This window comes from Paenibacillus planticolens (genome assembly GCF_013141725.1).
In the GTDB taxonomy this organism is placed as follows: Bacteria; Bacillota; Bacilli; order Paenibacillales; family NBRC-103111; genus Paenibacillus_E; species Paenibacillus_E planticolens.
Window position 1 is genome coordinate 162,333 of the sequence record NZ_WHNZ01000022.1, and the last position, 26,522, is coordinate 188,854.

Below are 26,522 nucleotides of genomic sequence, written 5' to 3' on the forward strand. Positions count from 1 at the left end.
AGTAAAGCTTGTAACTGTTGGATTCGCTGTCTTTTGCAATATATCGTGTGATTGCCCAATAAGAATATAAGTAATTTATCCTTGTGGCTTATTACAAACTTCTCTGCTAAACTCCCTTTTCTTGAATGAAACAGGGAGCAACTGCCGCGGCATTTTGCTCCCTGTTTTTAATTGAACTAAAGTTTTTTCAGTAATCAACTCATGTCAATTGTGGTCCAACCAGCTTCAAGTATTTTCATTTGAAAATCCCTGAATTCTTTCATTGCATTAAAATTCGTAAATTCAATCTTGGTAAAACTTCTGATGTTACTTCACGAATTCTCAAGAATTTCTCACCCCACTTTAACACATCCTACGTACTTTTCATCTATCGTTCATCGTTAGCGGATCACCTTGTACGGCTATTTCTCCAACTCATAGCGGGCCGCGATAATGCCCGACTTGAGCGTTCGGCTGGACAGCAGCTTGAGCCTGATTTTCTCGCCGCCGTCAAATACCGATTTTCCGTCGCCCAGGACGACCGGACAAATTGTAAGCAGGAATTCGTCGATCAAGCCGAGCTCAAGCAGCGTCTTCGCCGCTCCCGGGCTGCCAAAGATGACGAGATTTTTGCCAGGCTGCTCCTTGAGTACCTTGATTTCCTCTGCGATATTGTCCTTGATCAGCATCGTATTGTTCCATTCCACCTTGTCCATCGTTCCGGAAATGACGATCTTCTTAACATCCTGCAGCCATTTGGCATGCTCCATATCGTGCCTCGAAGCATTCGGATTGTCCAGCATCGTGGGCCAGTAGCTCTCCATCATCCGATACGTCGTGCGTCCATAAACGGGAGCTCCGACTTCGGCTACGATCTCTTCGGCGTATTTCTCTAATTCCTCGTTGTACGGAATCCAATCGAGTCCTCCGTTCGAATCCGACGCATACCCGTCCAGCGACACATGCATGAACAATATTAGTTTTCTCATGTTCGTTTCTCCTCTGATTTCGAATTATTTTGTTCGATTTTTTTGGCCGTTGGCCCGCGTTTCATCCTGCTGTTTCGTTCATTATAAATCATTACGTTGCGTAAGGTTCAAGTAGTATTTTTTGAAGACAACAACGTTGCGCGAAACTGCCCTTAGCTTAATGCCCGCGGCCAATCTACAATTTTATTTTCATGAACACTTACTATCGTTCCCCATCGTAATGATTTACTGGTGATACGGTTCTCCGCACTATCTATAAGGGTAAGCTTTTCCGCATAACCCTACCTAACGATGTTGTTCAGGTTGTTGAAACCTTCGAAGTGCCCTTGATTTTATTGACCGATCGTACTAAAATTTAATCGATAGCACTAAAATTAAATCGTGAGGACAAAAACCAAAATGAACAACCAAAAAAAGTTGTCTTTCATCGAAGAAGCAAGGCGAAAACAAATCATGACTTGCGCAATCGAGACTATTTCATCGAAAGGTTATGCACAAGCCTCTTTGGCACAAATCGCCAAAGAGGCTGGGATCAGCAAAGGGGTGATTTCCTACCATTTCTCCAGCAAGGATGATCTGATCGAACAGATTGTGTCCGACTTATACGAATCCGCCTCTACGTTCATGACACCTTATCTTACGGCGCAGACGACAGCAATGGGTTGGATTAACACATATATCGAGAAGAATGTGCTGTTCATGAAATCGCACCGGAAGCATGTTATTGCCGTAACGGAGATTATATTTCATGCAAGGGACGAGGAGGGAAAGCCTCGCCATTTCAGGAGCATCGATACTGATGCGACAATCAATGTGCTTGTGAAGATGTTGCACCGGGGCACTATGGAAGTGGATTTTCGGGAATTTACCGATTTCTCCGCTCGTGTCTTGGCAGCCACGATCCGATCGGCCATTGATGGACTCAGCTTTCAGTTAGCAGCGAGTCTTGATCTTGACCTGGACGCTTATGCTAAAGAGCTCGTTACAATATTTCAAATGGCTGCACGCAAGGTTTGAACCGCTTATCCAATACCATTAATCTAAGGAGTTGGTGAGGTTGAATAAAATATTGGTGGTCGGTATCATCTTGATCCTGATCGGGATCGGTTGGGGTCTGCTATTGGACGGGATCGGAATGCGCGAATGGTTATTGTTACTGTCAGGAATCATCCTAGGGATTATTGCGGGTCTCGTTCAACGCTGGGCAGTCGCCAGACAAAGACTCGGACTCATCACACCGGGCAAGAAGAGACTATGGATTATCGGCGTCATCGTTGTGCTTGTCATTGTAAAAGTTGCCATAAACGTCTTCATCCCGTCTTATCTTGCGACGAGTAATAGCGGCATCTACCTGTCCATCGTCTACGCCATCGGGGGTCTACTCCTCGGTCATGCGTTGTATCTCAGATTCAAACCAATGCCTCAGCCAGCAAAGCTAAGGGCTAATCGAACGTGATTCGCATTTCCTTAGCGTGTAGCCTGCACACATATCAACCCCATACGCTGCAAGGGATTCCGCAAAAAGCTTTCATTTAGTTGGGATACGGTTCTCCGCCCATGATCTTGAACTATCCTCCCGTTACTTGAATGAACAAATAGAGGAGCTGCCGCGATGCAAGCTCCTCCACTAAAGTTTCTTATTAGCTAAGTCCTCATCCAATTCATATCGTTTTAAATCAACTGTGCCAAGTCCAAAGCTACCGCTAGTTTAAAAAAATTTTTACAGGCAGTGGGAATGTAGTGAAGAAAAAAGCAAAATCAAGCTTTTTTCAAACTGAAGGAGAATATCGTCCAAACCCGCCTTTGAGTTATTTACATGTTTAAAGCTTTCTGTAATTGCCCCTTGGTATATAAGGGATATCGCATTCGTTTTGTGAGCGACTACTTAAATTGAAAATACGCGGTGCCGAAAACCGTACCAAATCATGGACGATGCCAAAGATGTTGATTTCGGGATTTCAGGTTATATCGAAAATTCCTAGACGATTCATCATAGAGATTGAACATTTCCGTTGGACGCCAAATAGCTTGTAAAAAACCCAGATAATTATGTCATAAAACATGAATAAGCTTTTTAATTGCGGATTTTCGGGTAATTAAAGCTTGACGAACAAAAATACTGCGAGCTGATTATGAACATAATATATTCTGAGTTTAATATCCATTAGGGAGGCTTGGTAATATTATGGAAGAGAAAATAATTAATTTTGATGAAGAAGTTAATCCTCTCCAAAGAGAAAATGAGCTCCTTCGTCAAAATGTTGAATCCCAAAGCAGACGCATCAAAGACCTCGAATCAATAAACAATGGCTTCATGAAGATAACTAAACAACAACGCGAAGCTCACAATGAACTTTCGCGTGAGACACAGATACTTAGTGGAAAAATTACGGGAAAGCACAATAAAAGAATATAAAAAGGAGCCATAAATGGCTGCCTTTTGATTTTTCTTTTGGATTAATGGGATGCCGGTGAGCACGGAACTTAGTTCTAGTCGGATCCTTAAACTATAGCTCTAAAATTCATTATTGCGAAAAAAATCCAAAATCATGCTATTTGTAAGCCATCAGAAAGATTTGTACACCAAATCAAGGTCTAATCAAAATAGTTGAGATAGAAAACGCAGATTGCTTGTTCATTTCCTTACGAATTAGCAGAAAAGAAAAAATTAATAAGCATGAATTAAATCGTGCTTATTAGCCCATAAAACAAAAACAATCTGTTTTCTCTATCTCATGAGATAGAGAAAACAGATTGTTCCATTAATTATGACATATCTAGCTCTACCACTTTCAACATTAGTATATCTTTGTATTAACGAAGGATAAAATTCTTTTCACTTTTATCGCTATCTAATATAATCGAACCGTTCGGTCGTTGAAGGTGTTGGAGACCATTCTCAACTTTATAGCCCATTTTCTTTAGACGATTAATGACTAATTCTCTAGCTGCTTCTTCGGCTGATTTTTTTTGTTGTTTCATACTGATCCCTCCCTTATTCAATATTATCATAAATCAGATCGGTTTTGCTTAATACTTTTAGGAAATTTTGCTTGACTGACTCAATGTATTTTCTTTCATTATATTTGTCCCAGTAAACTTCAGCATTAAATGTTATTAAGAATAAGAAATTCTCATCTTTTGTTGATTTCACATTATAGGTTATGTATTTTCGTTTTGCTTTTTCATTGCCCCTGCCTGTGTAATGAAACGAAAAAAAAGGTTCTTCTTTTAGGTATTTAAAATTTAATATTGATTTTAAAATCCCAATTCGTTTTTTTTCATGTAAAACCTTCGCTACACTACTAAACCCTGCGTTTTCTTCGGTAAAGAAGCCGAATCGCTTTTCCAAATGGGATATACCTAGCTCAGAGAAAGCAAGCGTAATTGAATCCTTTTCATCTAGTTCATGTAACTTTTTATTCGTTAATTTATACTCAATATCCTCTAAATAGTCAAGCAAATTATTCAATTTCATCGTATTGTTTAATGCTGCTAGTACAGTGGATTTAAATTTAAGTAATTGGTACTTATTCAATTTATAATACGATTGGACGATTGCGTTTAACTCCTCGTTTTCCCTAACAAAACCATCAACGTAATTCACTTTAATGGTTGTCTGCAATGCTTTGGTGCTGGATACTGAGTATTCATATAATTGTATGCCGGAAATGTATTCATGGTTTCTCACAAATACTTCCATAATAGATTTTAGACTTTTGTCACGTTCGAAAATCGAAAGTTCCCCATAATATCTCCAAAGCGCCTTTGTCTCATTATCAAGTTGTTTTTCTAAAGAAGCTATTTTTTCTTCTTTTTTGTCAAGATTCAATAAAATACCTAAAATGATAAAAAACATGAATAAAAGGCAAGTAATAATTATTTTATTATATTCCTTTGGTATTTCAATTTGTGTTAACCAGATACCTATTCCGCTCAGAGCAGCAGATAATAAAGTGACGATCCGCGCAAAATTATTCGACATATCTAAGCTCCAATTCAAATAAACTTTAATGTAAATTTCGACAAAACACAAAAAATTCCTCCTTGATAATTCAAAGTGTAAAAAAGCCTCTCCATGTCAATGGAGTAATACGATTTTTTTTGAAATAATAATTTTGATTATCTCCCATAAGAACAATCTTTCATCCAAATTCATTTTTAATTTTTTATGGTGTTTTTTTCAATCTTTCTGAGTGTCAATACAGTGAAAAAACTTTTTCCAAGGCACTGAGAATATAAAGGAACTTTTTTCAAACTCAAAGAGAATATCGCACTTGTTTAAATAAGAATAAACGTTTGTGTTATTTGCATTTTTAAAACTTTCTTCAATCCCCCTTGATTCATAAAGATTTTCAGAATCGTTTTTTCCAATCTTTTTGGCGCTATTTTCAAACTATCTGATGACCTACCCAACTCCATTCTTCGTTCAAATAAAAAAAAATGCAACAAGGCAGACGCTTAACAATTAAAAAAAAAATGTGATATTCCATAATTAATTAGAAAACGGAACCCGCAAACCCGCGGCGCTCCGTTTTTATTGTTTCAGAATTCGTTAGAATTTTAAGAACTCCGAGGTGAAAATGATGGTTTGTTGCAGAATTCATTAGAAAAAATATTTTCAACAAATAAATGGTTATGCATATTTATACATACATTTTCACTTCATTCAAATAGAGCAAATCATAAAATTTATTTAGCAAAGTCACCTCCCCCAACGGACGAGTAAATTGCTCAGTACCTGTTTCTCGAAAAGAGATATTAATGATAATGTATTCTTTTGCATGTGCTTGTTATCTCTATCCAACTTGCTGAGCAAAATGCCTCCTTCCAACAAGGAAAATGCAAATGAAGCAAGCGCATCCGAATCCAGATCTCCCCTAAACTCCCCAGATTTAATCCCCTCACGAATAATAATTTTCATCATATCCAAGACGGTATGCAGCCCTTACCTTGCCCGGTCACGAAGCTCCTAATGAGTATCGTCACCTTCTACAGCCGTATTCTGCATGGGACATCCGCCAATAAATGGTGGATTGTTGACGACATCTTCATAAACACGAAAAAAAGCAATCAACTGACCTAACGAGGACTGCTCTTGATCGACCACCTCAGAAAATTTTCTAGAGACCAAACTGGGAGCGTAATTGTAGGATCAAGCGCAATCTCGTCTTTACTGGCAAAATGTCGATAAATCCCCCCCTTCTTCATTCCGGTATCGGCAATAATATCGTTTAGCGATGTACCGGCATATCCTCTTTGATTAAAGATTGCTGCCGATTTCATAATGATGTGTTCTCGTGTCCGATCTCCTTTTTTCATGGGCTCCTCCGAATGAACTTTATTCTAATCTAATATTATATCAAATTTCACGACACTGAAACCTTGCCAATCACTCAAATCATGATATAATAAAGATACCGAACGGTCTCTTATATTGTATAACAAGCCCGTTTAGAAGGAAATAGTGCCGAGCCATCCATTCAGTGCTTAAACTTGAGCACGTAGGACAGGCTAATCATGGAAGAGCTAATTTCTTTTGATTTCATGACAGGCATTCGCCTGTTTAGAATAAATAAAACTTATAGGAGGACTTGAGAATGACTGTAAAAGTAGGCATTAACGGTTTTGGACGGATCGGGAGACTCGCTTTTCGCCGAATTCAAGATGTGGAAGGCATTGAGGTAGTTGCAATTAACGACCTTACGAATGCTAAAATGTTGGCTCATCTGCTCAAATATGATACAACGCAAGGCACTTTTCGTGGTGACATCGAAGTTCTTGACGGAACCTTCAAAGTAAACGGGAAAGAGGTTAAGGTGCTGGCTAACCGTAACCCTGAAGAAATCCCGTGGGGGGAGCTTGGGGTTGACATCGTTCTCGAATGTACAGGCTTCTTCACCACGAAAGAAAAAGCCGAGCTTCACCTGAAAGGGGGAGCGAAGAAAGTCGTCATTTCCGCCCCTGCTACAGGCGACATGAAAACGATCGTATACAACGTGAACCATGACACGCTGGACGGAACGGAAACGGTTATTTCCGGTGCTTCCTGCACAACGAATTGCCTAGCCCCTATGGCTAAAGCTTTGCACGATAAGTTTGGCATTCAATCCGGATTAATGACGACCATTCACGCCTATACAGGCAACCAGAAAACACTGGACGCTCCGGATCCAAAAGGAGACTTCCGAGCAGCACGCGCCGCTTCAGAGAACATTGTTCCCTATTCTACTGGTGCTGCAAAAGCCATTGGCCTCGTTCTTCCCGAACTGAAGGGCAAGCTGGATGGTGCATCTCAACGTGTGCCTGTTGCAACAGGTTCCGTAACGGAGCTGGTTGCCGTATTGAACACCAAAGTAACGATTGAGGAAATTAACACCGCTATGAAAGAAGCCTCTGATCCAGAAACTTACGGATACACGGAAGACGAGATCGTATCTTCCGATATTAAGGGTATGACTTTCGGGTCCCTTTTTGATGCCACCCAAACAAAAGTTCTAACGGTTGGAGACCAGCAACTGGTGAAAACCGTAGCTTGGTACGATAACGAAATGTCTTATACAGCCCAATTGGTTCGCACTCTGGAGTACTTCGCTAAAATAGCTAGGTAAATAACTTCCTAAAATCAAAAGATGGAGAGAAGGAACCTTCGATGAAGGATGCACTCAACAATACGATAGTCGAGAAAAACGAAGTGCTCCTTCTTCCCCGCGAAGGGGTCATTATTACGTTGCTTTGCATTACCATTGTATTGGTCACTATGAATACGGCCATGTTTAATTTGGCGTTAAACGATTTAAGCCATTATTTTAACTTGCCCTCATCCATCGTTTCATTGACGGTCACCAGTTATTCGATTATGTTCGCCATCTCCTCGATCACCTACAGCCGGTTGTCTGATATTGTTCCGTTGAAACGGTTGTTCGCCATTAGTCTGGTTTTGACGGGAGGGGCGTCGGTTGGGGCAATGCTTAGCAACCATTTTTGGGTGCTGCTTGCAGTCCGCGTTGTGCAAGCTGCCGGTGCTGGCGCGGCGATCTCCCTGTCAATCGTACTTCTGGCCCGTTACGTACCGCTGGCGCGCCGGGGAAAAGCGCTGACGTTTATCATGTCGTCTGTGTCACTGGGGTTTGGGCTAGGTCCGGTAATTGGCGGCTTTGTGGTGCAATACCTAGGTTGGAAATATCTCTTTGCAATTACATCCTTGCTGTTGTGCATTGCCCCGCTGCTTGTGCGTCATATTCCAAAAGAGTCGCTTCCCAAACGATCTTTCGATTTGCTGGGCGCCTTATCATTGAGCGCTGGTATGTCAGGTCTGTTAGTTTTTTTGACATACTATTATCCTAGTGCCTTATTGATCGGAATCTTGGGGTTGCTCGTCTTTTTTATGCGTATCCGCCAAGCTGAGCACCCGTTTGTGCTACCGTTATTATTGACCAACAAAACCTATCTTGTTCTGGCCTTTATCGGGGTTCTATCTTATTTATGCAACTTCGCCACGCTGTTTTTGTTGCCGCAAATGCTAATGAAGCATTTTGGTTTGAGTGCGAGTCATGCCGGGTTTATTATTTTTCCGGGTGCTATTTTATCCATAATGCTATCAAGAATAGTCGGAGCAATGATCGACAAGCGGGGAAACAGCAGCATGTTGTGTGCGACTCCTATACTCATACTAATAGCTGCTATATTGTTCGCAGGAGTGGGTACTCAATATTGGGTAGCGAATGTTTTCGTGTACATGCTGATGAACTTAGGCTTTGCTATCATCAGCAGTAGCGTTTCAAACGAAATTTCGCGCATATTGCCCTCCTCCCAAATTGGCTCAGGCACGGGGTTATATCAACTGATGCAGTTTATCAGCGGCGCTTTCGGCATTGCCGTGTTGTCTAGCACACTAGAAAGGCAACAGGCCCTTTCGCCTAGTCATGCGTATGCAAACATATTCTGGGGACTGGCCGTGATAGCGGTTTTGGCTAATCTATGTGCTTTTCTGTACGTGAGACGACTAACCCAAAATGCTGCGAAGAAATTGGCAAAGCCCAGTAATTTGAATTCAATATAGTCTTAGAAAAGACCCCGGCTATCGACCTTGTCCCGCGATAAATCGTATGGTTAATTTACGATATGCCTGTATCCGCTCAGTCAATTTCAGAAGGCATCCAATCGTCGGTAACTGGAGTTTGTTTCACAGCGAACTCAAGAATCGGCACGGGTACGACGTAGCCGATTCCTCGGGTCTGTTAGGCATGCAAATACAAGGGGCAATGGCGATATTCGCAGTGAATTTAAAACGAATCATGAAGATGGCAGACTAAGATAACATTGAAAGAACTCATGAAAAATGCGACACCCTCTGGAAAATCCAGATCGGGTGTCGCATTTTTTTGCCTACTGCCAAGATTCACCGAAAAACCTTAAGTTCTTCAGTGGCCACCGATTTCTCGTGGGCTTTGCCGGTTTATATCAGAATTATTCTAATTAGTATTCCCCTCAATGAGCGAGTTTGTTCAGTAATATGGTTCCATCATTAAAAACACTACTACTCCAGTAAAACTGACATATAGCCAAATAGGCATTGTCCATCGAGCAATGCGCCGATGCTTTTGAATTTGATTCGTCCATCCCCAAACAAGTGTGAATAGGGCTAGCGGTACAATTATTGCGGCAAGGATGCTGTGCGAAATTAAAATAATAAAATAAAAGGGTCTGATAATACCTTGGCCGCCAAATGTCGCTGTTTCTGAGGACATGTAGTGAAATGTTAAATAAGAAACCAGAAATAATAATGTCGAGGTAAAGGAAGCAAGAATGAAACCTTTGTGCACCTCAATGTTTTTTCTCAAAATTGCAATTAAGCTCGATATCAAAAATATAAACGTAAAGCTATTTAAAACTCCATTTATTCTCGGGAAGATGACTAAATCAAATTTGATACTTCCTTTGTATCCTATCGGTGAAAAAAACAAAAGAAGTATAACAAAATTTACAATCAAGGACGTTATAATTATAGGAATCGTATAACTTTTATTATTGGCTGGTTGATCATTTGAGTTCATTTGATCCAAACGCTCCTTCTGCAGGCAGTACCCAATACAGTATTTTCGATCAATCTATACGGACGAAAGTTATTTCTTTTTTTTCGAGCTTACCTTAGACATAAAAATTCCTTTGTCAGACGCATAAGTGACTAGCTCAGTACGACTCTTTAATTTCGGCTGTACGCCATGTGGGCTATTCTCGGTAACAAATTGCTTTAAAATTTGATATCCAAGCTCTCTCGGCAGAGTCACATCCTCGATCACGAGCGATCTCAGATACTCGTGAAAGGAAGCTGGATGCAGCGACTTGAGCAAGTAACCTTGCGCCCCGCTTTTCAGAGCTTCAAAAAAACACTCAACGTCAGCGCTTTCCGCTTGCAATACGACTAACATTTGGGGATTCATCTTTTTCATTTCTTGAATGGTCTGTGTACCCTTCATATCGTGTAATTCAACCGCAACAAGCGCAACCTCCGGCTTTAATGAATCGGCGAGTGATATCGCATCCCTTCCGCAGTCAGTTTCCGCTACGACCTCAAAGAGCGGATCCAGCTCCAGCAGGTACTTGATCCGCTCTCTATGCTCTTGCGATGGTTCTACAAGCAACACTCTGTTGATTTGGCTCACCCCTCCACAACCCCTTTATGGAACCTTAAACCCTATGCCTGTTTCTATTATCGCGTTTTATGTGTTTAGTCGAATGGCCCGAAATAGTTATTTCCCTCGAAAAATATGACCATTCAGTGTCAATGACATATTATAGATCTTTTTAAGACATATTTAATTGGCTCGCCGTAATAAAAAATCAGAAATTAAATGCTTAGTCCCCTGTTTCGCCGATTAATTGTAACTCAATTTGTTTCATCTTATAAAAATAGCCGTTTTGCTCCATCAACTCGGAATAAGAACCCGTTTCGATCACCCTTCCTTGCTCCATAACGACGATTCTGTCCATTCCTTCCAAACCGTTAAGCCGGTGACAGATTAGCAGAAGCGTATCTTCGGACGCCTGCTCGTATAGGTGCGTCAAAACACGTTGCTCTGTCACATAGTCCAGCGAAGACGTCGGCTCGTCCAGCAGCCATAGCTTTCCCTTGCGAAGCATGGCCCGCGCCAGGGCCAAGCGCTGTTTTTCGCCATCCGATAAATTTTCTCCCTTTTCGTACACGGGGTCGGTTAATGAAGTGGTCGGCAATTGCACTTTAGCGAGGATATCCAACAGGTCGCCGTCAGAACGGTCCTCAGCATCCATGAGCAAGTTATCTCGGATCGTTCCTCGGAAAAAATGGCTTTGCTGCAGCACGACATTAGCCGTTTTCCAAATGCTCGACTCCTCCAGCTCTTGTACCGATATGCCGTTCAGTCGCAAATCCCCGGCCGTCGGCGTACGCAGCTTGAGCAACAACTCAATCAGCGTGGACTTTCCTGAACCGCTAGGTCCAACAATCGCCGTTTTGGATCCTGGTGGAATTTGCAACGAAAAGTTCTTCAACGCCGGCCTCCACTCCCCTTCATATTGAAAGGAAACGCCGGATAACTCAATAGAAACGGCATGGTCGGTATTCAACGCGCGACTTGGCTGCACCGGCTGCATGGTAGGAGTTAATACTGCTTCCGTCAGCCGCTTGGCTGCATGTTCGCTATCTTGCTTATATGCTGGCAGCGTAGCCATAGCCGCTGCTTCTTCAAATACAATTAATGAGGCCATGACAAGCATAGCCAGATATACGCCAGCTAGCGTTCCATCCGATATCAGATAAGCACCAAGTGCCAACACCCCCCAGGAAATCAGATATGTGACAAAGGCATGCATCGATTGTCCACGTAGCAGTTGTCCGGCCGCTCGCTGCTGCTCGGTTGCCAATACAGCAGAAGCTTGGCGAAGTTGCTGTTCCCTCTGCGCAAGCTGCCCATAAACTTTAAGATCCCGGAAACCATACAACACCTCTGTTACTTCCGTAGACAACAGTGCCCGCTGCTTGCGAACATGCCCATTGACTTTCCGATATCCTAGCAATACGATTCCCGGCACGACCAATACGGTTCCCAGCATACCGACCAGCATCAAGCAAGCCATCCAGAAAGAAAAGGAGGCGGCAGCCAGCATTGTCGTCAAGAACACCATGACAACAATCATCGGCGGATACGCGACGCGTAAAAAATAGTGCTGCAAACTCTCTACATCCCCAACGATTCGCGCAAGTAGATCCCCGCTTCGGTTTTTATTTAAAATGCCTGGCGTTAAAGGAATGAGCTTGGCAAAAAAGGATGATCGCAAACGGCTAAGCATAGAGAATGTCGCTCGGTGGGAATATAAGCGCTCGCCATAACGACTCACCGCTCGAAGTAAACCAAGCAGCTTGACCAACGATGTAAGTACGATCAGCGTATAAAGCGGAGGTGCAAACACCGTTTGCGAAATCAGATATCCGCTCGCAGAAAAGAGGACCACACCAGCGATGCCGGCGACAAATCCGCCTAAAATTGAAAGAATAATATCCTTGCGCTCCCGAATCATAGCTTGAGACAAAATAGCCAACTCGTTCATCCCGGCACCCCTTTGCGTTGGACATCGACCATCTCTGCATACGCAGGCAGGCGTTTCATAAGCTCGTCGTGATGTCCCGAGCCCACTAGGACGCCATGGTCCATAAACAAAATGTTATCCGCATGTCGAATGGTATACAATCGGTGAGCTACCGTAATCATCGTTGCCGATTTTGCCAAGATTGCAATCGAACGTTGCAGGATACCCTCGGTATGAAGATCGAGTCCGACGGTCGGCTCATCGAACAAAATAATGGAGGGTCGCTTCAAAAAAGCCCGCGCTACGGCAAGTCGTTGCTTTTCCCCACCGGAAAGTCCTCTACCGCCTTCACCGACGGGGGTATCAAATCCCTGCTCCAGTTGGGATACAACCTTCGAAAGACCCGCGTCCGCAGCCGCCACCTCAATTTCAGCCCTGGAGACCTTCCGCCCGGCACCGATCGCGATATTATCGGCGAAGGTACCTGCAAAAATGTAAGGATGCTGCGTAATGTAGCTAATATGTTCGAACCATATCATCTCATTCTGTTGAGTAAGTGGGTTTCCATTCACTAAAATGGTCCCCGACGCCGGTTTTAGTAATCCAGCAATAAGATGGAGCAAGGTTGTTTTGCCGGATCCGCTATGACCAACAAGGGCAATATGATCTCCTGGTCCAATTATGATCGAACCTGTATTCAGCTCAAATGAGTCAGGTGCATACTGAAACCGGACATTGTCCAATTCAATGGAGGGCGGCATTGGAAACAGCTTCTTCGGGAATGTCAGGAGCCCTACCGGCTGATCTTTCAGATCGTTTCTATCGTTCATTTCCGTGAGCATGGTTTCAACCTTGCTAATCGCCCCCATACTGGTTCGCCCATTGTGAAAAGCTGTGCCCGAACTCTTTAGTAAGCTGTAAAACTCAGGCACGAGCAACAAAACAAAAAAGGCCGTGTGAAACGACATCGATTTGAAGACAAGCAGCTGAATGGCCAGTTCGAGAGCAACAATCCCGATGCTCAGCATCACAATCGATTCCAGCATGAGGGTATTCGTAAACGCAATCTTCAAAATATCCATTGTGGCATCACGGTATTTTAAGCTACTGCGTTCGATTTCTTGCTGTTGACGGCGGGCCCGTCCGAATATTTTTAACGTAACGAGCCCTTGAAGGGAATCTAGAAATGTACCGGCAAACTCGGCCAACTGCGCATACTTTTCTTCTGATTTATTTTTCGTTTTCAGCCCCACCAAAATCATAAAAATCGGGATAAACGGAGCCGTAACCAGCATGATGATCCCTGAATTGGCATGTTGGGTAAACGTAACTACTATAATCAGAATGGGGATAATGACCGTTTCCACCATACGTGGCATGTATTGACTGAAATAACTATCCGCCTCATCCACAGCATCCAGCGCCATACTGACCTTTCCCCCCGTTTGCCCTCGAAGAGAGGAAGGCAAGGATGCATGCGTAAAATTCTGAAGCACGGCTGCTCGCATATTTTTTTTGGCGGTTGCTGCCATTTGCAAACCAACTGTCCCGTTCCCAAATGACAACAGTGTACGTATCGCCATCACGACCAGTAGGATACCGAGCAGTAGGGCAACCGATGAAAAAGATACTCTCTCCACAAAGATCCGCTGGACGGCTTCAGCCAGCAATGCAGCCTGACTTACAATGGCGGCGCCTAGTGCGAGCGAGATGATTGCTAGGTAAATGAGACGTTTGCGTTGGGCAGTCATCTGTATAGCAATTAAACTTCTTTTCCCCTTCACCCAACTCAACTCCTTTATGGTAATAGCCTGCGAGTAATCGGCCTATTTTTCCCCTTTCACGTAATCCGCATCGAACAGGAACAGCTTGAAAACCAAAATAAGGGAAGGAATCAATAGACACATGCCCCCGATAAATACGACAACTAGCGCGAAGCCCATTGAGGATGAGGTGATGCTGCTCTGAATCGTAATGTAGGGATCAAGAATATAGGGATACTGCCCAATACCGTAAGCGAAAAAGGCACAGAAAAATTGCAGCATGATGCAAACAAATGCTAGCCCATAGCGGCGGCCGCGGTATAACAGCCACATCGCAATCATGAAAAAGGCAACAGAAAGTGCAAGCAGCCACCATAAATCCATCATATTTTGATAATGTCGCTCATTGTGTTGCCCCAAATAGATAAAGGCCGTCAGGGCGATAATAATCGCCGGTGTGCTCCAGAAAAGCGCATAGGTCCGCATAAGCTTTAGCGCAGCGTGATCCTCTGCCCGTGAAGCGTAAAACGCCAGAAAACAGGCGCTAATAAACAAGACAGACACAATCGCCAATCCAACGATACTCCACGATAATGGATTGGTAAATAGAGCCCAGTAATCCAGAGAAACCGTCTGATCCTGCTTCAAGATAAAGCCGCCTTCAGACAGGGCCAGCGTCACGGACAACGAAGCCGGGATCAGCAAACCCGATGCACCGTACAAAAACAGATAGACGATATTATTTTTGGAACCATAGTTTTCAAATGCATAGAACGAACCGCGAATAGCAAGCAGCACGATCGCAACACTCCCCGGTACAAGCAACGCCGAGCCATAGTAATAGGCTGTATCCGGAAAAAAACCGATCATGCCGATGTAGAAAAAGACGAAAAATACATTTGTGATCTCCCATACAGGTGACAAATAACGAGAAATCAGACGATTAATGAGGTGGTCCTGCTTGGTAAGGCGGGCATAAAAGGCAAAGAAACCGGCTCCAAAGTCAATGGAGGCAATAATAAGATACCCGTACAAAAACAGCCAAAGTACCGAAATCCCAATCAAATCGTAACTCATCAGGCATGCGCTCCCTTCCCTGTCCTCTTGTCGCCCGCATGCTGCGCCCACTTCTCCATCTCAGTTTCTGCCGGATTATTGTTGAATAAGCGCCGAAGAACAAGAACACTAAACACACCTAATACGATGTAAAGAAGAAGGAAGAGGAAAAAAAGAATTCTCACGCTTGGCGATGTCGTCGCCGCTTCTTCTACACGCATATATCCTCGTAAAATCCACGGCTGCCGCCCCAACTCAGCGTAAAACCAGCCCAGCTCGACTCCCAGGAATGCGAGCGGCGCACCTAAAGCAATAATGCGGAGTATCCATTTGTTGTGCTCATTGCGTTTTTTCCAGAATGTAAATAGGAAATACAGAACGGATATGCCCAATAACGCAAACCCTATGCCAGCCATCAAGTCAAAAAAATAATGCACAAGGAGCGGAGGTTGTTCATCTGGAGGAAATTCATTCAGACCTGTTACTTTCGCGTTAAAATTTCCAAAAGCCAGGAAGCTGAGAATCTTCGGTAGGTGAACTGCACCTATAATTTTATGCTCGGCATTAAGCCATCCTAATAGAATCAAATCCGCGCCGCTCTCGGTCTCAAAATGCCATTCCGCAGCAGCCAGCTTTTCCGGTTGATGCTCGGCCAAGAACTTGGCGGACGCATCTCCAGCTACTGTGTTTAGCAGTCCGAACAACATGACAACGGCCATCATAAGCTTTAACGCTTTTTTGTGATATCCCGTAACGCCCTTTCTAAGCATCGTAAAGGCTGCTATTCCTGCTAGCAGAGCTGCTCCTGTGAGATAGGCCGAGCTTAATACATGGAACACTTTGGAGAACGTCGCCGTATTCAGCATCGCTTGCACCGGGTTAACGGCTGTAAATTGTCCGCCTTGCATGGTAAATCCCTCGGGTTGATTCATAAAACCATTCACAGTCGTGATAAAAACAGCGGACATGCCTGCCCCTGCGACAATGGGGATTGTAAGCAGCCAATGAATATATGGGTTCTTGAACCGATCCCACGTATACAGATAAATGCCTAGAAAGATAGCTTCAAAAAAGAATGCAAATACCTCCATGAATAACGGAAGCGCAATAACGTTCCCCGCCAACTTCATAAAATTCGGCCACACCAATGCCAGTTGCAGTGAGATTGCCGTGCCTGTTACGACACCGACTGCGACGGATATAACAAACCCTCGCGCCCACCTCTTAGCCATCAGTGTGTAGTGAGAATCTTGCTTGCGGATGCCGATGAGCTCAGCAATCGCGATCATGAGAGGGATACCGACACCAATCGTCGCGAATATCATATGGAACCCTAGTGTCATTCCTGTCACCAGCTTGCTCCATAGTACCGTATCAATTCCCATTCCTTACTGCCTCCCTTCCAAAGCGATTTGTAATTTGAGTTGATTATATCTCTGTCCTTCAGCAGTTCAATCGCAGTCACATCTTCTCCCATATTCGTTCAAGAAAGGATCAATTGGGCACTTCGTTTTCCTCGACATACGTATAGTTGAGTACGTCCTTCATGGATTTTCCTTCTTTTCATCTTTTGATTTTGGTAAGTTATTTACCTAGCGATCTTAGCGAAGTACTCCAGAGTACGAACCAGTTGGGCAGTGTAAGACATTTCATTATCGTACCAAGCTACGGTTTTCACTAGTTGCTGGTCACCGACTGTCAGAACTTTCGTCTGCGTGGCGTCGAAGAGCGAACCAAATGTGATACCTTTGATATCGGAAGATACAATTTCGTCATCCGTGTAGCCGTAAGTTTCTGGATCGGAGGCTTCTTTCATAGCAGTGTTAACTTGCTCAACCGTTACCGTGGTATTTAAAACAGCAACGAGCTCAGTCACGGAACCTGTTGGTACAGGTACACGTTGGGATGCTCCATCCAGTTTACCCTTCAGTTCCGGAAGAACCAGACCAATGGCTTTTGCGGCACCTGTGGAGTAGGGAACGATGTTCTCCGCAGAGGCACGCGCAGCGCGGAAGTCGCCTTTTGGACTCGGAGCATCAAGCGTGTTTTGGTTGCTTGTATAAGCGTGAATTGTCGTCATTAGCCCAGATTGGATACCGAACTTATCGTGCAAAGCTTTAGCCATAGGGGCTAGGCAGTTCGTTGTGCAGGAAGCACCGGAAATAACCGTTTCCGTTCCGTCCAGCGTGTCATGGTTCACGTTGTATACGATCGTTTTCATATCGCCTGTAGCAGGGGCGGAAATGACGACTTTCTTCGCTCCTCCTTTCAGGTGAAGTTCGGCTTTTTCTTTCGTGGTGAAGAAGCCTGTACATTCGAGAACGATGTCAACCCCAAGCTCTCCCCACGGAAGTTCTTCAGGATTCCGCGTAGCCAGAATCTTAACCTCTTTCCCGTTTACTTTGAAGGTTCCGTCATGGACTTCAATGTCACCGTGAAAAGTGCCTTGCGTGGTATCATATTTGAGCAGATGAGCCAACATTTTAGCATTCGTAAGGTCGTTAATTGCTACAACCTCGACGCCTTCCACATCTTGTATTCGGCGAAAAGCGAGTCGTCCGATCCGTCCAAAGCCGTTAATGCCTACTTTTACAGTCATTCTCAAGTCCTCCTATAAGGTTTTATTTATTCCAAAGAGGCGAATACCTCTCATGAAATCAAAATAGCTCGGCGCTATTTCATTCTGGACCGTCTTGTTTTAAAATAAAAGGTACCGAGCGGTATCTTTTATACTAACATAATTCTAGTGAATGGCAAGGTAGGAAAATTGTATAATTTGTTTATAATAAATGATTAGAATAAGGTTCATACGGAGGAGCTCATGAAAAAAGGGGACAGAACACGGGAACATATCATTATGAAATCGGCTGAAATTTTTAACCAGAGAGGATATGCCGGTACATCGCTAAATGATATTATTGCTGACACCGGAATTAAGAAAGGGGGCATCTATCGACATTTTGCCAGTAAAGACGAGATAGCGCTTGAAGCCTACAATTATGCTGCCAGTTTGGTCAGCAGAAAATTTTCTGAGGCGGTCGATCAAGAGCAGTCTGCGTCAGGAAAGCTGATTGCTTTTTTTCGTGTCTATGAGGATGTCGTCAACGATCCACCATTTATTGGCGGATGTCCCATGCAGAATACGGCTGTAGAAAGTGACGATACTCATTCGGAGCTTTGTGGTCGAGCAAGGCAGGGGCTACATACCTTCTTGGATATGATGAAAAGTATTATTCGTGACGGGATTAAAGCTGGGGAGTTTAAGGGAGATCTGGATTCGGATGCGCTTGCTTCATTTGCATTTTCCTTGTTGGAAGGAGGCATTTTGCTCAGCAAATTGGATGGGGATAACAAGCACATGCTAATGAATATTTCAATCTTCTCGTCCTATTTGCAGCAATGCTGCTTAAAGACCAGTTAAACTGTGGTGAACAGGCGCATCGGAATAGAACTGGGTATAATCGATGACAGTCCAAGTAGGGCTGCATTCAAAATATAACTAAGTAGAGATGCATACAAAACGTAATAAGGGAACGCTTGTCCCCTTACTAGACATATGTATAAAAAACTATGTAGCTAACACATACTTGTGTAGCAGAAAAAGATAGAACAACCAAAACTTTCTATGGATTGCCACACTAACTGGAAACGATGACATAACTACACCTGGCTGCCGACATATCTTCTTTGCGGTCCGCAAGAGTTCAGACAATCATGATTCGCTTTTACCTAGATCAAGCACATTTTAACTGAATAAAATGAAATTGCTCTCTTAGACACCAGCTAAACTCCCCTTCTTAATTAAGGGGAGCTTTTTGCATTATGACACATCATTATCTGCGTCCAATTATATATTCTTTACCCTGAAGGGATGTGATCGTTTTGAACACTCTTTACCATTTGGCCTCAAAGGCCGTGTTCTATCCCCTTTTTTCATGAGCTCCTCCGTATGAACCTTATTCTAATCATTTATTATAAACAAATTATACAATTCCGACCTTGCCATTCACTAGAATTATGCTAAAATAAAAGATACCATTCGGTATCTTAATAGCGCCGAGCTATTTTGATTTCATGAGAGGTATTCACCTCTTTGGAATAAATAAAACTTATAGGAGGATTTGAGAATGACTGTAAAAGTAGGCATTAACGGCTTTGGACGGATCGGACGACTCGTATATAGCCCCATTGAGTTATTCTTGTTTTTCAATTCGTATCGCATAATGAAGATGTAGGGTACGCAAGGAAAAGGTAGTGATTATATATTTGTTAAAATACGGAACCGAAATTCTCATTGTTGCTCGTGATAGACGCATTCAAATGCTTTCTTAAATCAAATCTTGAGAAGGAAGGCTGCATGGTTGATCAAGCATATGATGGTAAATCATCATTTCTTAAAGTACAACAGTTCTACTATAGTCTCGTTATATTGGATGCAGCAATTCCTTATCAGGATGGAATCACTCTTTGCTCTAAGATCAAGAAAGATAATGAGGTGCCGGTTATCGTGGTAACTCATAACGACCATCAGATGCTGGAGAGTTTTCAAGCTGGCGCTGATGACTCTAAACAACATGTAAAGGAGTTGCGCCATGACGATTAGTCACAGTCTCTTGTTCTCGCTTAATTGCTGGTTTTTCGTTTCACTGTTCACATTCGCCGGTTTCCGTTTTGCCCGGCTGCGCATTGAACGTGATTCTCGCCGATTGATAGGTAACTCGCCTCAGGATGATGAACGCTAAAAGTGCTTTCCGCCTCCTGATTACCGTTGCTGCAGCCTTCATTTTCTGGACGCTATTGAATCGTTTCACTCTGGATCCGGATGCGTCGGTTTTTTTGAGCCACAAGACCAAGCTCACCCGTTCGATGAATTTACCTGTCTGGCTAACTATGCTGAACGTTCACGTCATCTTCGCCTGCATCGCAATCGCTGCGGGCGCCATAAACTTTTCTAGTGCCAAGCTCCGTAAGTACCGAAAGACGCATCGTATTCTCGGCTACGTCTATGTCGTCGCCGTACTGGCCGTATGCATCACATCAGGCTATATGGCTCCTTTTGCGACCGGAGGCAAGGTCGTGAGTGTAGCCTTCAATTTGCTTAATATCATTTGGATATTTATAACAGTGAACGCATACTTGCATATTCGACAAGGACGGGTTGAAAACCACCGCCACTGGATGATCCGCAGCTACGCGTTCTGCTTTACAAATCAGATGATACATTCGCTTATGCTTCTCTTCATCAACGCGCTGGGAATGAGCTATGAGGTCGGATATACGGTGAGTGTTATAGGAACGATCGTACTTCTTTTCTTGGCGGCGGAATGGATCATTCGGAGACGGAAGGCTGGCGGGAGTACGATGTCGTTTCGGTGATAATAAACATCCACCACTTCTTTGTGGACGTACTCACAAGCCGACGATTAAACCGCAACTGTCTGGAGGTACGCATTCTTTATGAAACGAAGAATCGATGAGAACATGAATGGTTCTCGTCAGCCAAACTGAACTCTAGGCTGTTAAAACACTTTTAGTTGCAAGTCCTTCAAAGGGTAATTTAACAGCCCACTCCATAACCTGGGTATCGGCACCAATATAGCTGTGCTATATCGGTCACATGAATACACACGACACTCTGCTCAATGCGGCTTTACAAGTTCTCGAGGAAGAGGGCGAGGCACAGTTCTCGACACGCTCCGTCTGCGCAATTGCGAAGGTGACCGCACCGACGCTGTACCATCACTTCGGCAGCGCCGACGGGCTTCTGAGCGCCGCCATTACAGAAGCATTTGCACAGTTTCTCGAAAGCAAAAGGACTGCCACCCAATCCTCCGATCCGGTGATGGCGCTGCGCGAGGGCTGGGACGATTACGTGCGCTTCGCGGCCATCGCCGCTGAGGGCCGACTCAGGCCAACGGTGGAGGTGGCTGCCGATCTCATGTGGGCGTCTGCGAATGCTGCATCCCTACTTTACGTCACAGCTCGGCTACGCAAGGTCGTGCCCCCCACTTCTGAGGTCCTGGAGCAAATCCGCGAGGGCGCCATACGGTCCATCCTAAATCCCGAACAGAAAGGACGAACACAATGAAAATTCTCGTCACGGGAGGCACCGGTCTGCTCGGCGGCCGCCTGATCACGAAGCTCGTGGAGGACGGTCACGAGCTTTTCGCTCTCACACGCTCCACATCATCTCACGCCAAACTCAAGTCCATGGGTGCAACGCCAGTCGATGCCGATCTCGAAAGCAACACGCCACTCATATTGCCGGTGATTGATGCGGTTGTGCACGCGGCTGCCCTGTTTCGCTTCTCAGGGCCTCGCGAACCCTTCTTCCGTACCAACGTCGATGGCACCGTAGCCTTGTTGAAGGCAGCTGAGTCCGCCGGTGCGAAGACATTCGTCTACATCAGCGCGGCGGGGATCCTCATGGATAATGGCGGTACGCCCATCCGCGACGCCGATGAAAGCGCGCCAACTTTCCCGAACCACTTCTCCGCCTACCTGGCGAGCAAGGCACGGGCCGAGCCATTGGTTCTGGCAGCCAACAAACCCGGCTTTCGCACCATCGCGCTCCGCCCACCGGCTATCTGGGGGCCTGGTGATCCGTTTAGTCGAGCGCTTCCCGAAGCAGTCAGATCTGGACAGTTCGCCTTCATCGACCGCGGCGACTACGCTTTTGCAACCTGCCACGTAGACAATGTGGTCGAAGCCATACAATGCGCTCTTGAACGCGGAGAAGGCGGTCATGCCTTCTTCATCAAAGACCAGGAAGGGCAGACTTTCCGTGAGTTCGTCTCCTCGCTCGCGAACTTGCAGGGCCTGTCCATCGATAAGCTGCGTTCGATGCCCTACTGGCTTGCCTCTGCCATTGGCCGGCTGCTCGACACTATCTGGGCCGTCACGCGGAAAGACGGCGATCCGCCGATCTCACGCTCGATGATACGCATGATCGGGCGTGAGTTCACAGTCAACGATGCCGCTGCACGTCGAGAGTTGGGCTATGTCGGAAGAACTTTGCGCGACGCTGGCTTGCAAAGCTATGAGGAACCATCTACTCGACGATAGTGCTTTGGAGGGCGAACGACGACAATCGCCGGCTAGTCGTTCTCTGGACTTGCTCTTTTTGTCGATGTGGCAGACAATCCTCGATAACATTATTTTCTCATCACTATAGTAATATGATAATTAGACATAAAAAAGGGAACTAAGGATATTTATTAATCCCTAGTTCCCCTTTTTTTATACAACTGTATTTTTATGCAAAATCATGTATAAACGTTTTTTTGAAACAAAAACTACATTAAAATATGAAACATTTACAGTTATTTATGAAAAATAACAAAAAACCAGGGGTCCCCCCCTGGTTTTCCTACGAGCAGCGACTGTAGCCACAGTTCGCGCAATTCTTGCACCCTTCGCTGTTAATCAGCGAAGCGGAGCCGCAAGACGGGCACAAGTCCTTCGGCTCGGCACTAACGCCGCCGTCATGAGCGGCGTGCCCGCTCGAAACGGGTGCTGGCGCATCCAGCACTTCACTCGTCGCGGTTACGTAGTTCCGCGCGTCATCTTGCTCGTTCATCACTTCGTCGTGCTGCTCGAGCGCCTTAGCAACCGCGTCTGCGATAGACTCGACGCGGTTGGTGCCGAATCCAATGGCGCCGGAGCCGCCAATGCCTTTCAAGTGCTTCACGAGCAGCTTCACTTTGTCCCCGTGGTCGCCATAGCGCAAGAACAACGAGCACACGCGGCCGAGTGCTTCGGACATCGCAAATACGTCGGAGCCGGCTTTCCCTACGTTAAGGAAGATTTCACTCGGCGTTCCGTTCATATCGTTAATCGTAATATACGCCATACCGAACGGCGTATTTACTTTATACGTAGCGCCTCGCAAAATTTGCGGACGGCGCTTGTACTGCTTATCGAAGACTTGTTCCGTCTTCGCCTCTTCTTTAACCGCCTCAGCAGCAACGGCAACCGGGGCTGTTTCTTCCGCTTTCTTCTCTACTTTGGCTTCGTCTTTCTTGTCCGTACTTGTGCTCAGCACTTGCACGTCGCGGCTGCCATCCCGATAGATTGTTACGCCCTTGCAGCCAAGTTCAAATGCCAACTCATACAACCGTTTCGTCTCTTCCACAGTAAAGTCGGACGGACAGTTCGCCGTTTTGGAAATGGAACTATCGACCCACGTTTGAATCGCTGCTTGCGCACGGATATGATCTTCCGCCGTCAACGTCATGGAAGTTACAAAATAATCCGGCAGTTCCTGGTTCGGATTCGCATCTTTCCATTCTTGAGCGATCGGCACATATTGCTTATCAAAGCCCAGACGGCTCTGACGGAAATATTCGAACGCGAAGTACGGCTCAATTCCCGTCGAGGTGCCGACCATCGTCCCTGTGCTTCCGGTTGGTGCTTGCGTAATGACCGTTACGTTGCGCATGCCGTTCTTCCTAATGGCTTCGCCAACTTCAGGGAATACCTTGGTCATATTTTTCATAAAGCCGCTCTCCAGGAACTTATCTGCGATGAACGCTTGAAAAGAACCTTTTTCAGCTGCAATTTCAGCCGATGCCAGATAGGCTTCTCTTGCCATAAAGCCGTAGATTTTGTCCAAAAACACCAAAGATTCCGGACTTCCATATCGGATTTTTAATTTAATCATGAGCTCCGCTAAGCCCATAGAGCCCAAGCCTACACGGCGCTCGTTCTGTTGATTCTCACGATTTTCTTCAAAATGATACGGCGTCTTGTCGATGACATTATCCAGAAAACGAGTCGAGTAACGCACAACCGTGGCCAAATCCGCCCAATCCACATCATGCTTCTGAGCATCATAAAACTTCGATAAATTAATCGCCGATAAGTTGCAGACACCCCAAGCCGGAAGCCCCTGCTCCCCGCACGGATTCGTACAAATAATCGGATTGAAGTACCAACTGTTCGACATTTGGTTGTAGTATTCCATGAATACGACACCAGGCTCAGCCGATTTCCAGGCCGATTCGATAATGGTATGCCACACATCCCGCGCTCTTACTGTGCGATAAGGCTTGACGGTTTTGCCAAGCTTTTTCCAAGCGTCCAAGTTGCCGTCCCATTTATCGTTATAGTCAGGATCAGTCGTATCCGGGAAGACGAGTTCCCATTCCAGGTCTTCCTTTACAGCCTTCATAAATCCATTGCTTACGCAAACGGATAGATTGGCATTTGTAATTTGTCCCATGGTCGACTTCACGGTTATAAAATCTTCCAGATCAGGATGCCAGTCATTAATCATCAGCATAAGAGCGCCTCTACGGCTTCCGCCTTGCTCGATCAGGCCGGTCGTATAGCTGAACAAGCCGCCCCATGATACAGCTCCACTGGATGAACCATTTACTCCCTTAACAACGGAACGGCGCGGGCGAAGGGAGGATAAATTAATGCCGACTCCGCCGCCGCGAGACATGATTTCCGTCATTTCCGTTAAGGTGCTCATAATGCCGCCGCGACTATCGTGCGGAGAAGGTATGACGTAACAGTTGAAAAGCGTCAGTTCGTCGCTCGCATCCGCCCCTGCGGCAATCCGTCCGCCTGGAACGAGTTTCCAATCGTCTAAAATATATCTGAATTTATCTGTCCATTCATTGCGTTTCTCTGGTGTCGCTTCCACGGAAGCCATGGCGCCGGCCAAGCGGTCCCACATCTCTTCAGGTGTCTTCTCAATGTTTAGGGTAAGCTTCTCAACCGGAGACTTAACGGTCTCACCGCTGCGCGTTCTTACTTGAACGATGTCGCCTTCACGGCTAATAATTTCGCCTACCTCTTTGGCTGGGAATTTGGGGTCGTCCTTCGTCAAAACGAGAACAGTGTCCCCTACCTTAGCAAAGCTCGTATCTGCATTCTTGAGCGCATAGCGATCCAAAAATATTTTCTCGCTCAACCCTTCCAGCTTCTTACCTGATTGCGAAATCCCCATCGATAAATGCCCTCCCAATAAGCTACAGATTCAGCTGCAACTAAAATGAAAATTACAATATATGGTGTGAGAAATCCATTATACAACACAAGATATTGGTCTTCGAATGGCTAAAGGACCAATTTCAATTAATAAGACAAGCTATGATCTCTTTAGCTGGGAATAGCTCTGAATTTCTAGTTATTTCATCCAAATCGGGCAGGCTCTTCGCTGCTTTTGACGATAGCGGCTTCCTCTGCTAACCTATATTAAGGATACCACAAAAGCTCTCTTTTTAGAACATTTGTTCGGAAATTTTTATTTTATATGACCTGTTCAAGAAAGCGTCTAAGGAGATGTTAGAACTATGTACTTCTATAAAAATGAATTCATTCCCAAAAGCGATATTCATCTTTCGCCGGATGATCGCGGCTATTATTTCGGAGACGGCATCTACGAAGTATTCCGGGTATATCAAGGCCAGTTGTATGAACAGGAAGCGCACTTGCAACGACTTCAAAGAACCGCAAACGAGGTGCGGCTCACGTTCCCTTTTACGATCCCACAAATAGGGCAAATTCTTACGGATCTGGTAGCGAAAAATAAACTCATTGACGGCACGGTGTATATGCAAATTACCCGGGGCGAAGCTCCCCGCGCGCATCCGTTCCCTTCCCATGCGGAACCGGTTATGCTTGCCTACTGCACCGAAGTGCCAAGACCCGCCGCGACGATACATAACGGTATCAAAGCCATTACTTTCGCGGATATTCGCTGGTTGAGATGCGATCTTAAGACGCTTAATTTGTTGCCCAATGTCATGGCGAAGCAAGCAGCGCTCGATCACGGCGTGCAGGAGGTTGTGCTGCATCGCGAAGGTACGGTGACGGAATGCAGCGCATCAAATCTGATGATCGTAAAGGATGGCGTGCTTTATACGCATCCGGCCAATCATTTGATTTTGCACGGCATCACCAGGGCCGTCGTTTTGCGGCTAGCCCGCGCTTTAGACATGCCGGTTAAAGAGGAAGCCTTTACGACAGATCAGCTCGCGAACGCTGACGAAGCCTTTATTACAGGAACGACAGTAGAAATCACGCCAATTCTGGAAGTAGATGGAGGGCCGATCGGAACGGGCGTTCCAGGGCCTCATACACGCAAACTGCAAGAGGAGTTCGTTCGCACGTTTGCGTAATAACGTAACATGAAACAGTCCCAAAAGTAGAAAATACT

The 26,522-nt window shown here is 45.1% G+C and carries 25 protein-coding genes and 1 pseudogene; 13 read left to right on the forward strand and 13 right to left on the reverse strand.

Going from position 1 to position 26,522, the window contains the following annotated elements; genetic code table 11:
• Positions 1-401: 401 nt before the first annotated feature.
• Positions 402-968, reverse strand: a complete 567-nt coding sequence (locus GC097_RS11800; RefSeq protein ID WP_171683494.1) for a dihydrofolate reductase family protein — start codon at positions 966-968, stop codon at positions 402-404.
• Positions 969-1,367: 399 nt separating this feature from the next.
• On the opposite strand from GC097_RS11800, the gene GC097_RS11805 reads away from it, so the two are divergent.
• The 3 genes from GC097_RS11805 to GC097_RS11815 all read left to right on the forward strand — a co-directional run bounded on the left by GC097_RS11805 (position 1,368) and on the right by GC097_RS11815 (position 3,384).
• On the forward strand, positions 1,368-1,985 hold the full coding sequence (locus tag GC097_RS11805; protein ID WP_171683495.1) for a TetR/AcrR family transcriptional regulator: 618 nt from the start codon (positions 1,368-1,370) through the stop codon (positions 1,983-1,985).
• A gap of 34 nt (positions 1,986-2,019) precedes the next feature.
• Positions 2,020-2,424 (forward strand): hypothetical protein, encoded by a 405-nt coding sequence (locus GC097_RS11810; protein ID WP_312875653.1) that lies wholly within the window; start codon positions 2,020-2,022, stop codon positions 2,422-2,424.
• 729 nt (positions 2,425-3,153) lie between these two features.
• Positions 3,154-3,384 (forward strand): hypothetical protein, encoded by a 231-nt coding sequence (locus GC097_RS11815; protein WP_171683497.1) that lies wholly within the window; start codon positions 3,154-3,156, stop codon positions 3,382-3,384.
• A 398-nt stretch (positions 3,385-3,782) separates the two neighbouring features.
• On the opposite strand, the gene GC097_RS11820 is transcribed toward GC097_RS11815, so the two are convergent.
• The 4 genes and pseudogenes from GC097_RS11820 to GC097_RS34950 form a co-directional block, all read right to left on the reverse strand.
• Entirely contained in the window at positions 3,783-3,950 is a 168-nt protein-coding gene (locus tag GC097_RS11820) for a hypothetical protein (protein WP_171683498.1), read from the reverse strand.
• Between the two features lie 13 nt (positions 3,951-3,963).
• Complete coding sequence (locus GC097_RS11825; RefSeq protein WP_171683499.1) at positions 3,964-4,953, reverse strand: hypothetical protein; 990 nt, start codon at positions 4,951-4,953, stop codon at positions 3,964-3,966.
• 720 nt (positions 4,954-5,673) lie between these two features.
• Positions 5,674-5,994 (reverse strand): annotated as a pseudogene (locus GC097_RS35240) (TetR family transcriptional regulator C-terminal domain-containing protein).
• A 56-nt stretch (positions 5,995-6,050) separates the two neighbouring features.
• Entirely contained in the window at positions 6,051-6,290 is a 240-nt protein-coding gene (locus GC097_RS34950) for a TetR family transcriptional regulator (protein ID WP_312875654.1), read from the reverse strand.
• Between the two features lie 278 nt (positions 6,291-6,568).
• Here GC097_RS34950 and gap (GC097_RS11835) point away from each other — a divergent pair, with 278 nt between their 5' ends.
• The 3 genes from gap (GC097_RS11835) (at position 6,569) to GC097_RS34710 (ending at position 9,283) form a co-directional block, all read left to right on the forward strand.
• Entirely contained in the window at positions 6,569-7,579 is a 1,011-nt protein-coding gene (gene gap, locus GC097_RS11835) for a type I glyceraldehyde-3-phosphate dehydrogenase (RefSeq protein WP_171683500.1), read from the forward strand.
• Positions 7,580-7,620: 41 nt separating this feature from the next.
• Complete coding sequence (locus tag GC097_RS11840) at positions 7,621-9,030, forward strand: MFS transporter (protein WP_171683501.1); 1,410 nt, start codon at positions 7,621-7,623, stop codon at positions 9,028-9,030.
• A 118-nt stretch (positions 9,031-9,148) separates the two neighbouring features.
• Positions 9,149-9,283: a hypothetical protein gene (locus tag GC097_RS34710; RefSeq protein WP_281364294.1), complete on the forward strand. Its 135-nt coding sequence runs from the start codon at positions 9,149-9,151 to the stop codon at positions 9,281-9,283.
• Positions 9,284-9,475: 192 nt separating this feature from the next.
• Here GC097_RS34710 and GC097_RS11845 read toward each other — a convergent pair whose 3' ends face one another.
• The 7 genes from GC097_RS11845 to gap (GC097_RS11875) form a co-directional block, all read right to left on the reverse strand.
• Positions 9,476-10,024: a DUF420 domain-containing protein gene (locus GC097_RS11845; RefSeq protein ID WP_171683502.1), complete on the reverse strand. Its 549-nt coding sequence runs from the start codon at positions 10,022-10,024 to the stop codon at positions 9,476-9,478.
• 69 nt (positions 10,025-10,093) lie between these two features.
• Positions 10,094-10,633, reverse strand: a complete 540-nt coding sequence (locus tag GC097_RS11850) for a response regulator (protein ID WP_171683503.1) — start codon at positions 10,631-10,633, stop codon at positions 10,094-10,096.
• A 193-nt stretch (positions 10,634-10,826) separates the two neighbouring features.
• A complete protein-coding gene (gene cydC / locus GC097_RS11855) occupies positions 10,827-12,554 on the reverse strand; it encodes a thiol reductant ABC exporter subunit CydC (protein ID WP_171683504.1) in 1,728 nt (575 codons plus the stop codon).
• Positions 12,551-14,317 (reverse strand): thiol reductant ABC exporter subunit CydD, encoded by a 1,767-nt coding sequence (cydD, locus tag GC097_RS11860; protein ID WP_171683505.1) that lies wholly within the window; start codon positions 14,315-14,317, stop codon positions 12,551-12,553. The genes cydC and cydD overlap by 4 nt, the downstream gene beginning before the upstream one ends.
• Positions 14,318-14,359: 42 nt before the next feature.
• On the reverse strand, positions 14,360-15,373 hold the full coding sequence (locus GC097_RS11865; protein ID WP_171683506.1) for a cytochrome d ubiquinol oxidase subunit II: 1,014 nt from the start codon (positions 15,371-15,373) through the stop codon (positions 14,360-14,362).
• Positions 15,373-16,737, reverse strand: coding sequence for a cytochrome ubiquinol oxidase subunit I (locus GC097_RS11870; RefSeq protein ID WP_171683507.1), 1,365 nt, complete (start codon positions 16,735-16,737; stop codon positions 15,373-15,375). Before GC097_RS11870 ends, GC097_RS11865 begins: the two co-directional genes overlap by 1 nt.
• A gap of 203 nt (positions 16,738-16,940) precedes the next feature.
• Positions 16,941-17,951, reverse strand: coding sequence for a type I glyceraldehyde-3-phosphate dehydrogenase (gene gap / locus GC097_RS11875; protein WP_171683508.1), 1,011 nt, complete (start codon positions 17,949-17,951; stop codon positions 16,941-16,943).
• Between the two features lie 222 nt (positions 17,952-18,173).
• Between gap (GC097_RS11875) and GC097_RS11880 the strand changes: the two genes are divergently transcribed.
• From GC097_RS11880 to GC097_RS11910, 6 genes are all read left to right on the forward strand, one after another.
• Entirely contained in the window at positions 18,174-18,773 is a 600-nt protein-coding gene (locus tag GC097_RS11880; protein ID WP_171683509.1) for a TetR/AcrR family transcriptional regulator, read from the forward strand.
• Positions 18,774-19,655: 882 nt separating this feature from the next.
• Complete coding sequence (locus tag GC097_RS11890; RefSeq protein WP_312875655.1) at positions 19,656-19,955, forward strand: response regulator transcription factor; 300 nt, start codon at positions 19,656-19,658, stop codon at positions 19,953-19,955.
• The gene (locus tag GC097_RS11895) at positions 19,945-20,094 is read left to right on the forward strand and encodes a hypothetical protein (protein ID WP_171683512.1); all 150 of its coding nucleotides are present in this window, start codon (positions 19,945-19,947) and stop codon (positions 20,092-20,094) included. Before GC097_RS11890 ends, GC097_RS11895 begins: the two co-directional genes overlap by 11 nt.
• Positions 20,084-20,728 (forward strand): DUF2306 domain-containing protein, encoded by a 645-nt coding sequence (locus GC097_RS11900; protein ID WP_312875656.1) that lies wholly within the window; start codon positions 20,084-20,086, stop codon positions 20,726-20,728. Before GC097_RS11895 ends, GC097_RS11900 begins: the two co-directional genes overlap by 11 nt.
• Positions 20,729-20,969: 241 nt before the next feature.
• Positions 20,970-21,440: a TetR/AcrR family transcriptional regulator gene (locus tag GC097_RS11905; RefSeq protein ID WP_171683514.1), complete on the forward strand. Its 471-nt coding sequence runs from the start codon at positions 20,970-20,972 to the stop codon at positions 21,438-21,440.
• Positions 21,437-22,417 (forward strand): NAD-dependent epimerase/dehydratase family protein, encoded by a 981-nt coding sequence (locus GC097_RS11910; protein WP_171683515.1) that lies wholly within the window; start codon positions 21,437-21,439, stop codon positions 22,415-22,417. The genes GC097_RS11905 and GC097_RS11910 overlap by 4 nt, the downstream gene beginning before the upstream one ends.
• Positions 22,418-22,721: 304 nt before the next feature.
• Here the strand turns inward: GC097_RS11910 and GC097_RS11915 are convergent, their stop codons facing one another.
• Positions 22,722-25,310 (reverse strand): adenosylcobalamin-dependent ribonucleoside-diphosphate reductase, encoded by a 2,589-nt coding sequence (locus GC097_RS11915; protein WP_171683516.1) that lies wholly within the window; start codon positions 25,308-25,310, stop codon positions 22,722-22,724.
• Between the two features lie 346 nt (positions 25,311-25,656).
• Between GC097_RS11915 and dat the strand changes: the two genes are divergently transcribed.
• Positions 25,657-26,484 carry a D-amino-acid transaminase gene (gene dat / locus GC097_RS11920; RefSeq protein WP_171683517.1) on the forward strand — a complete coding sequence of 276 codons (828 nt, stop codon included), beginning with the start codon at positions 25,657-25,659 and terminating at the stop codon, positions 26,482-26,484.
• The last annotated feature ends 38 nt before the right edge of the window (positions 26,485-26,522 follow it).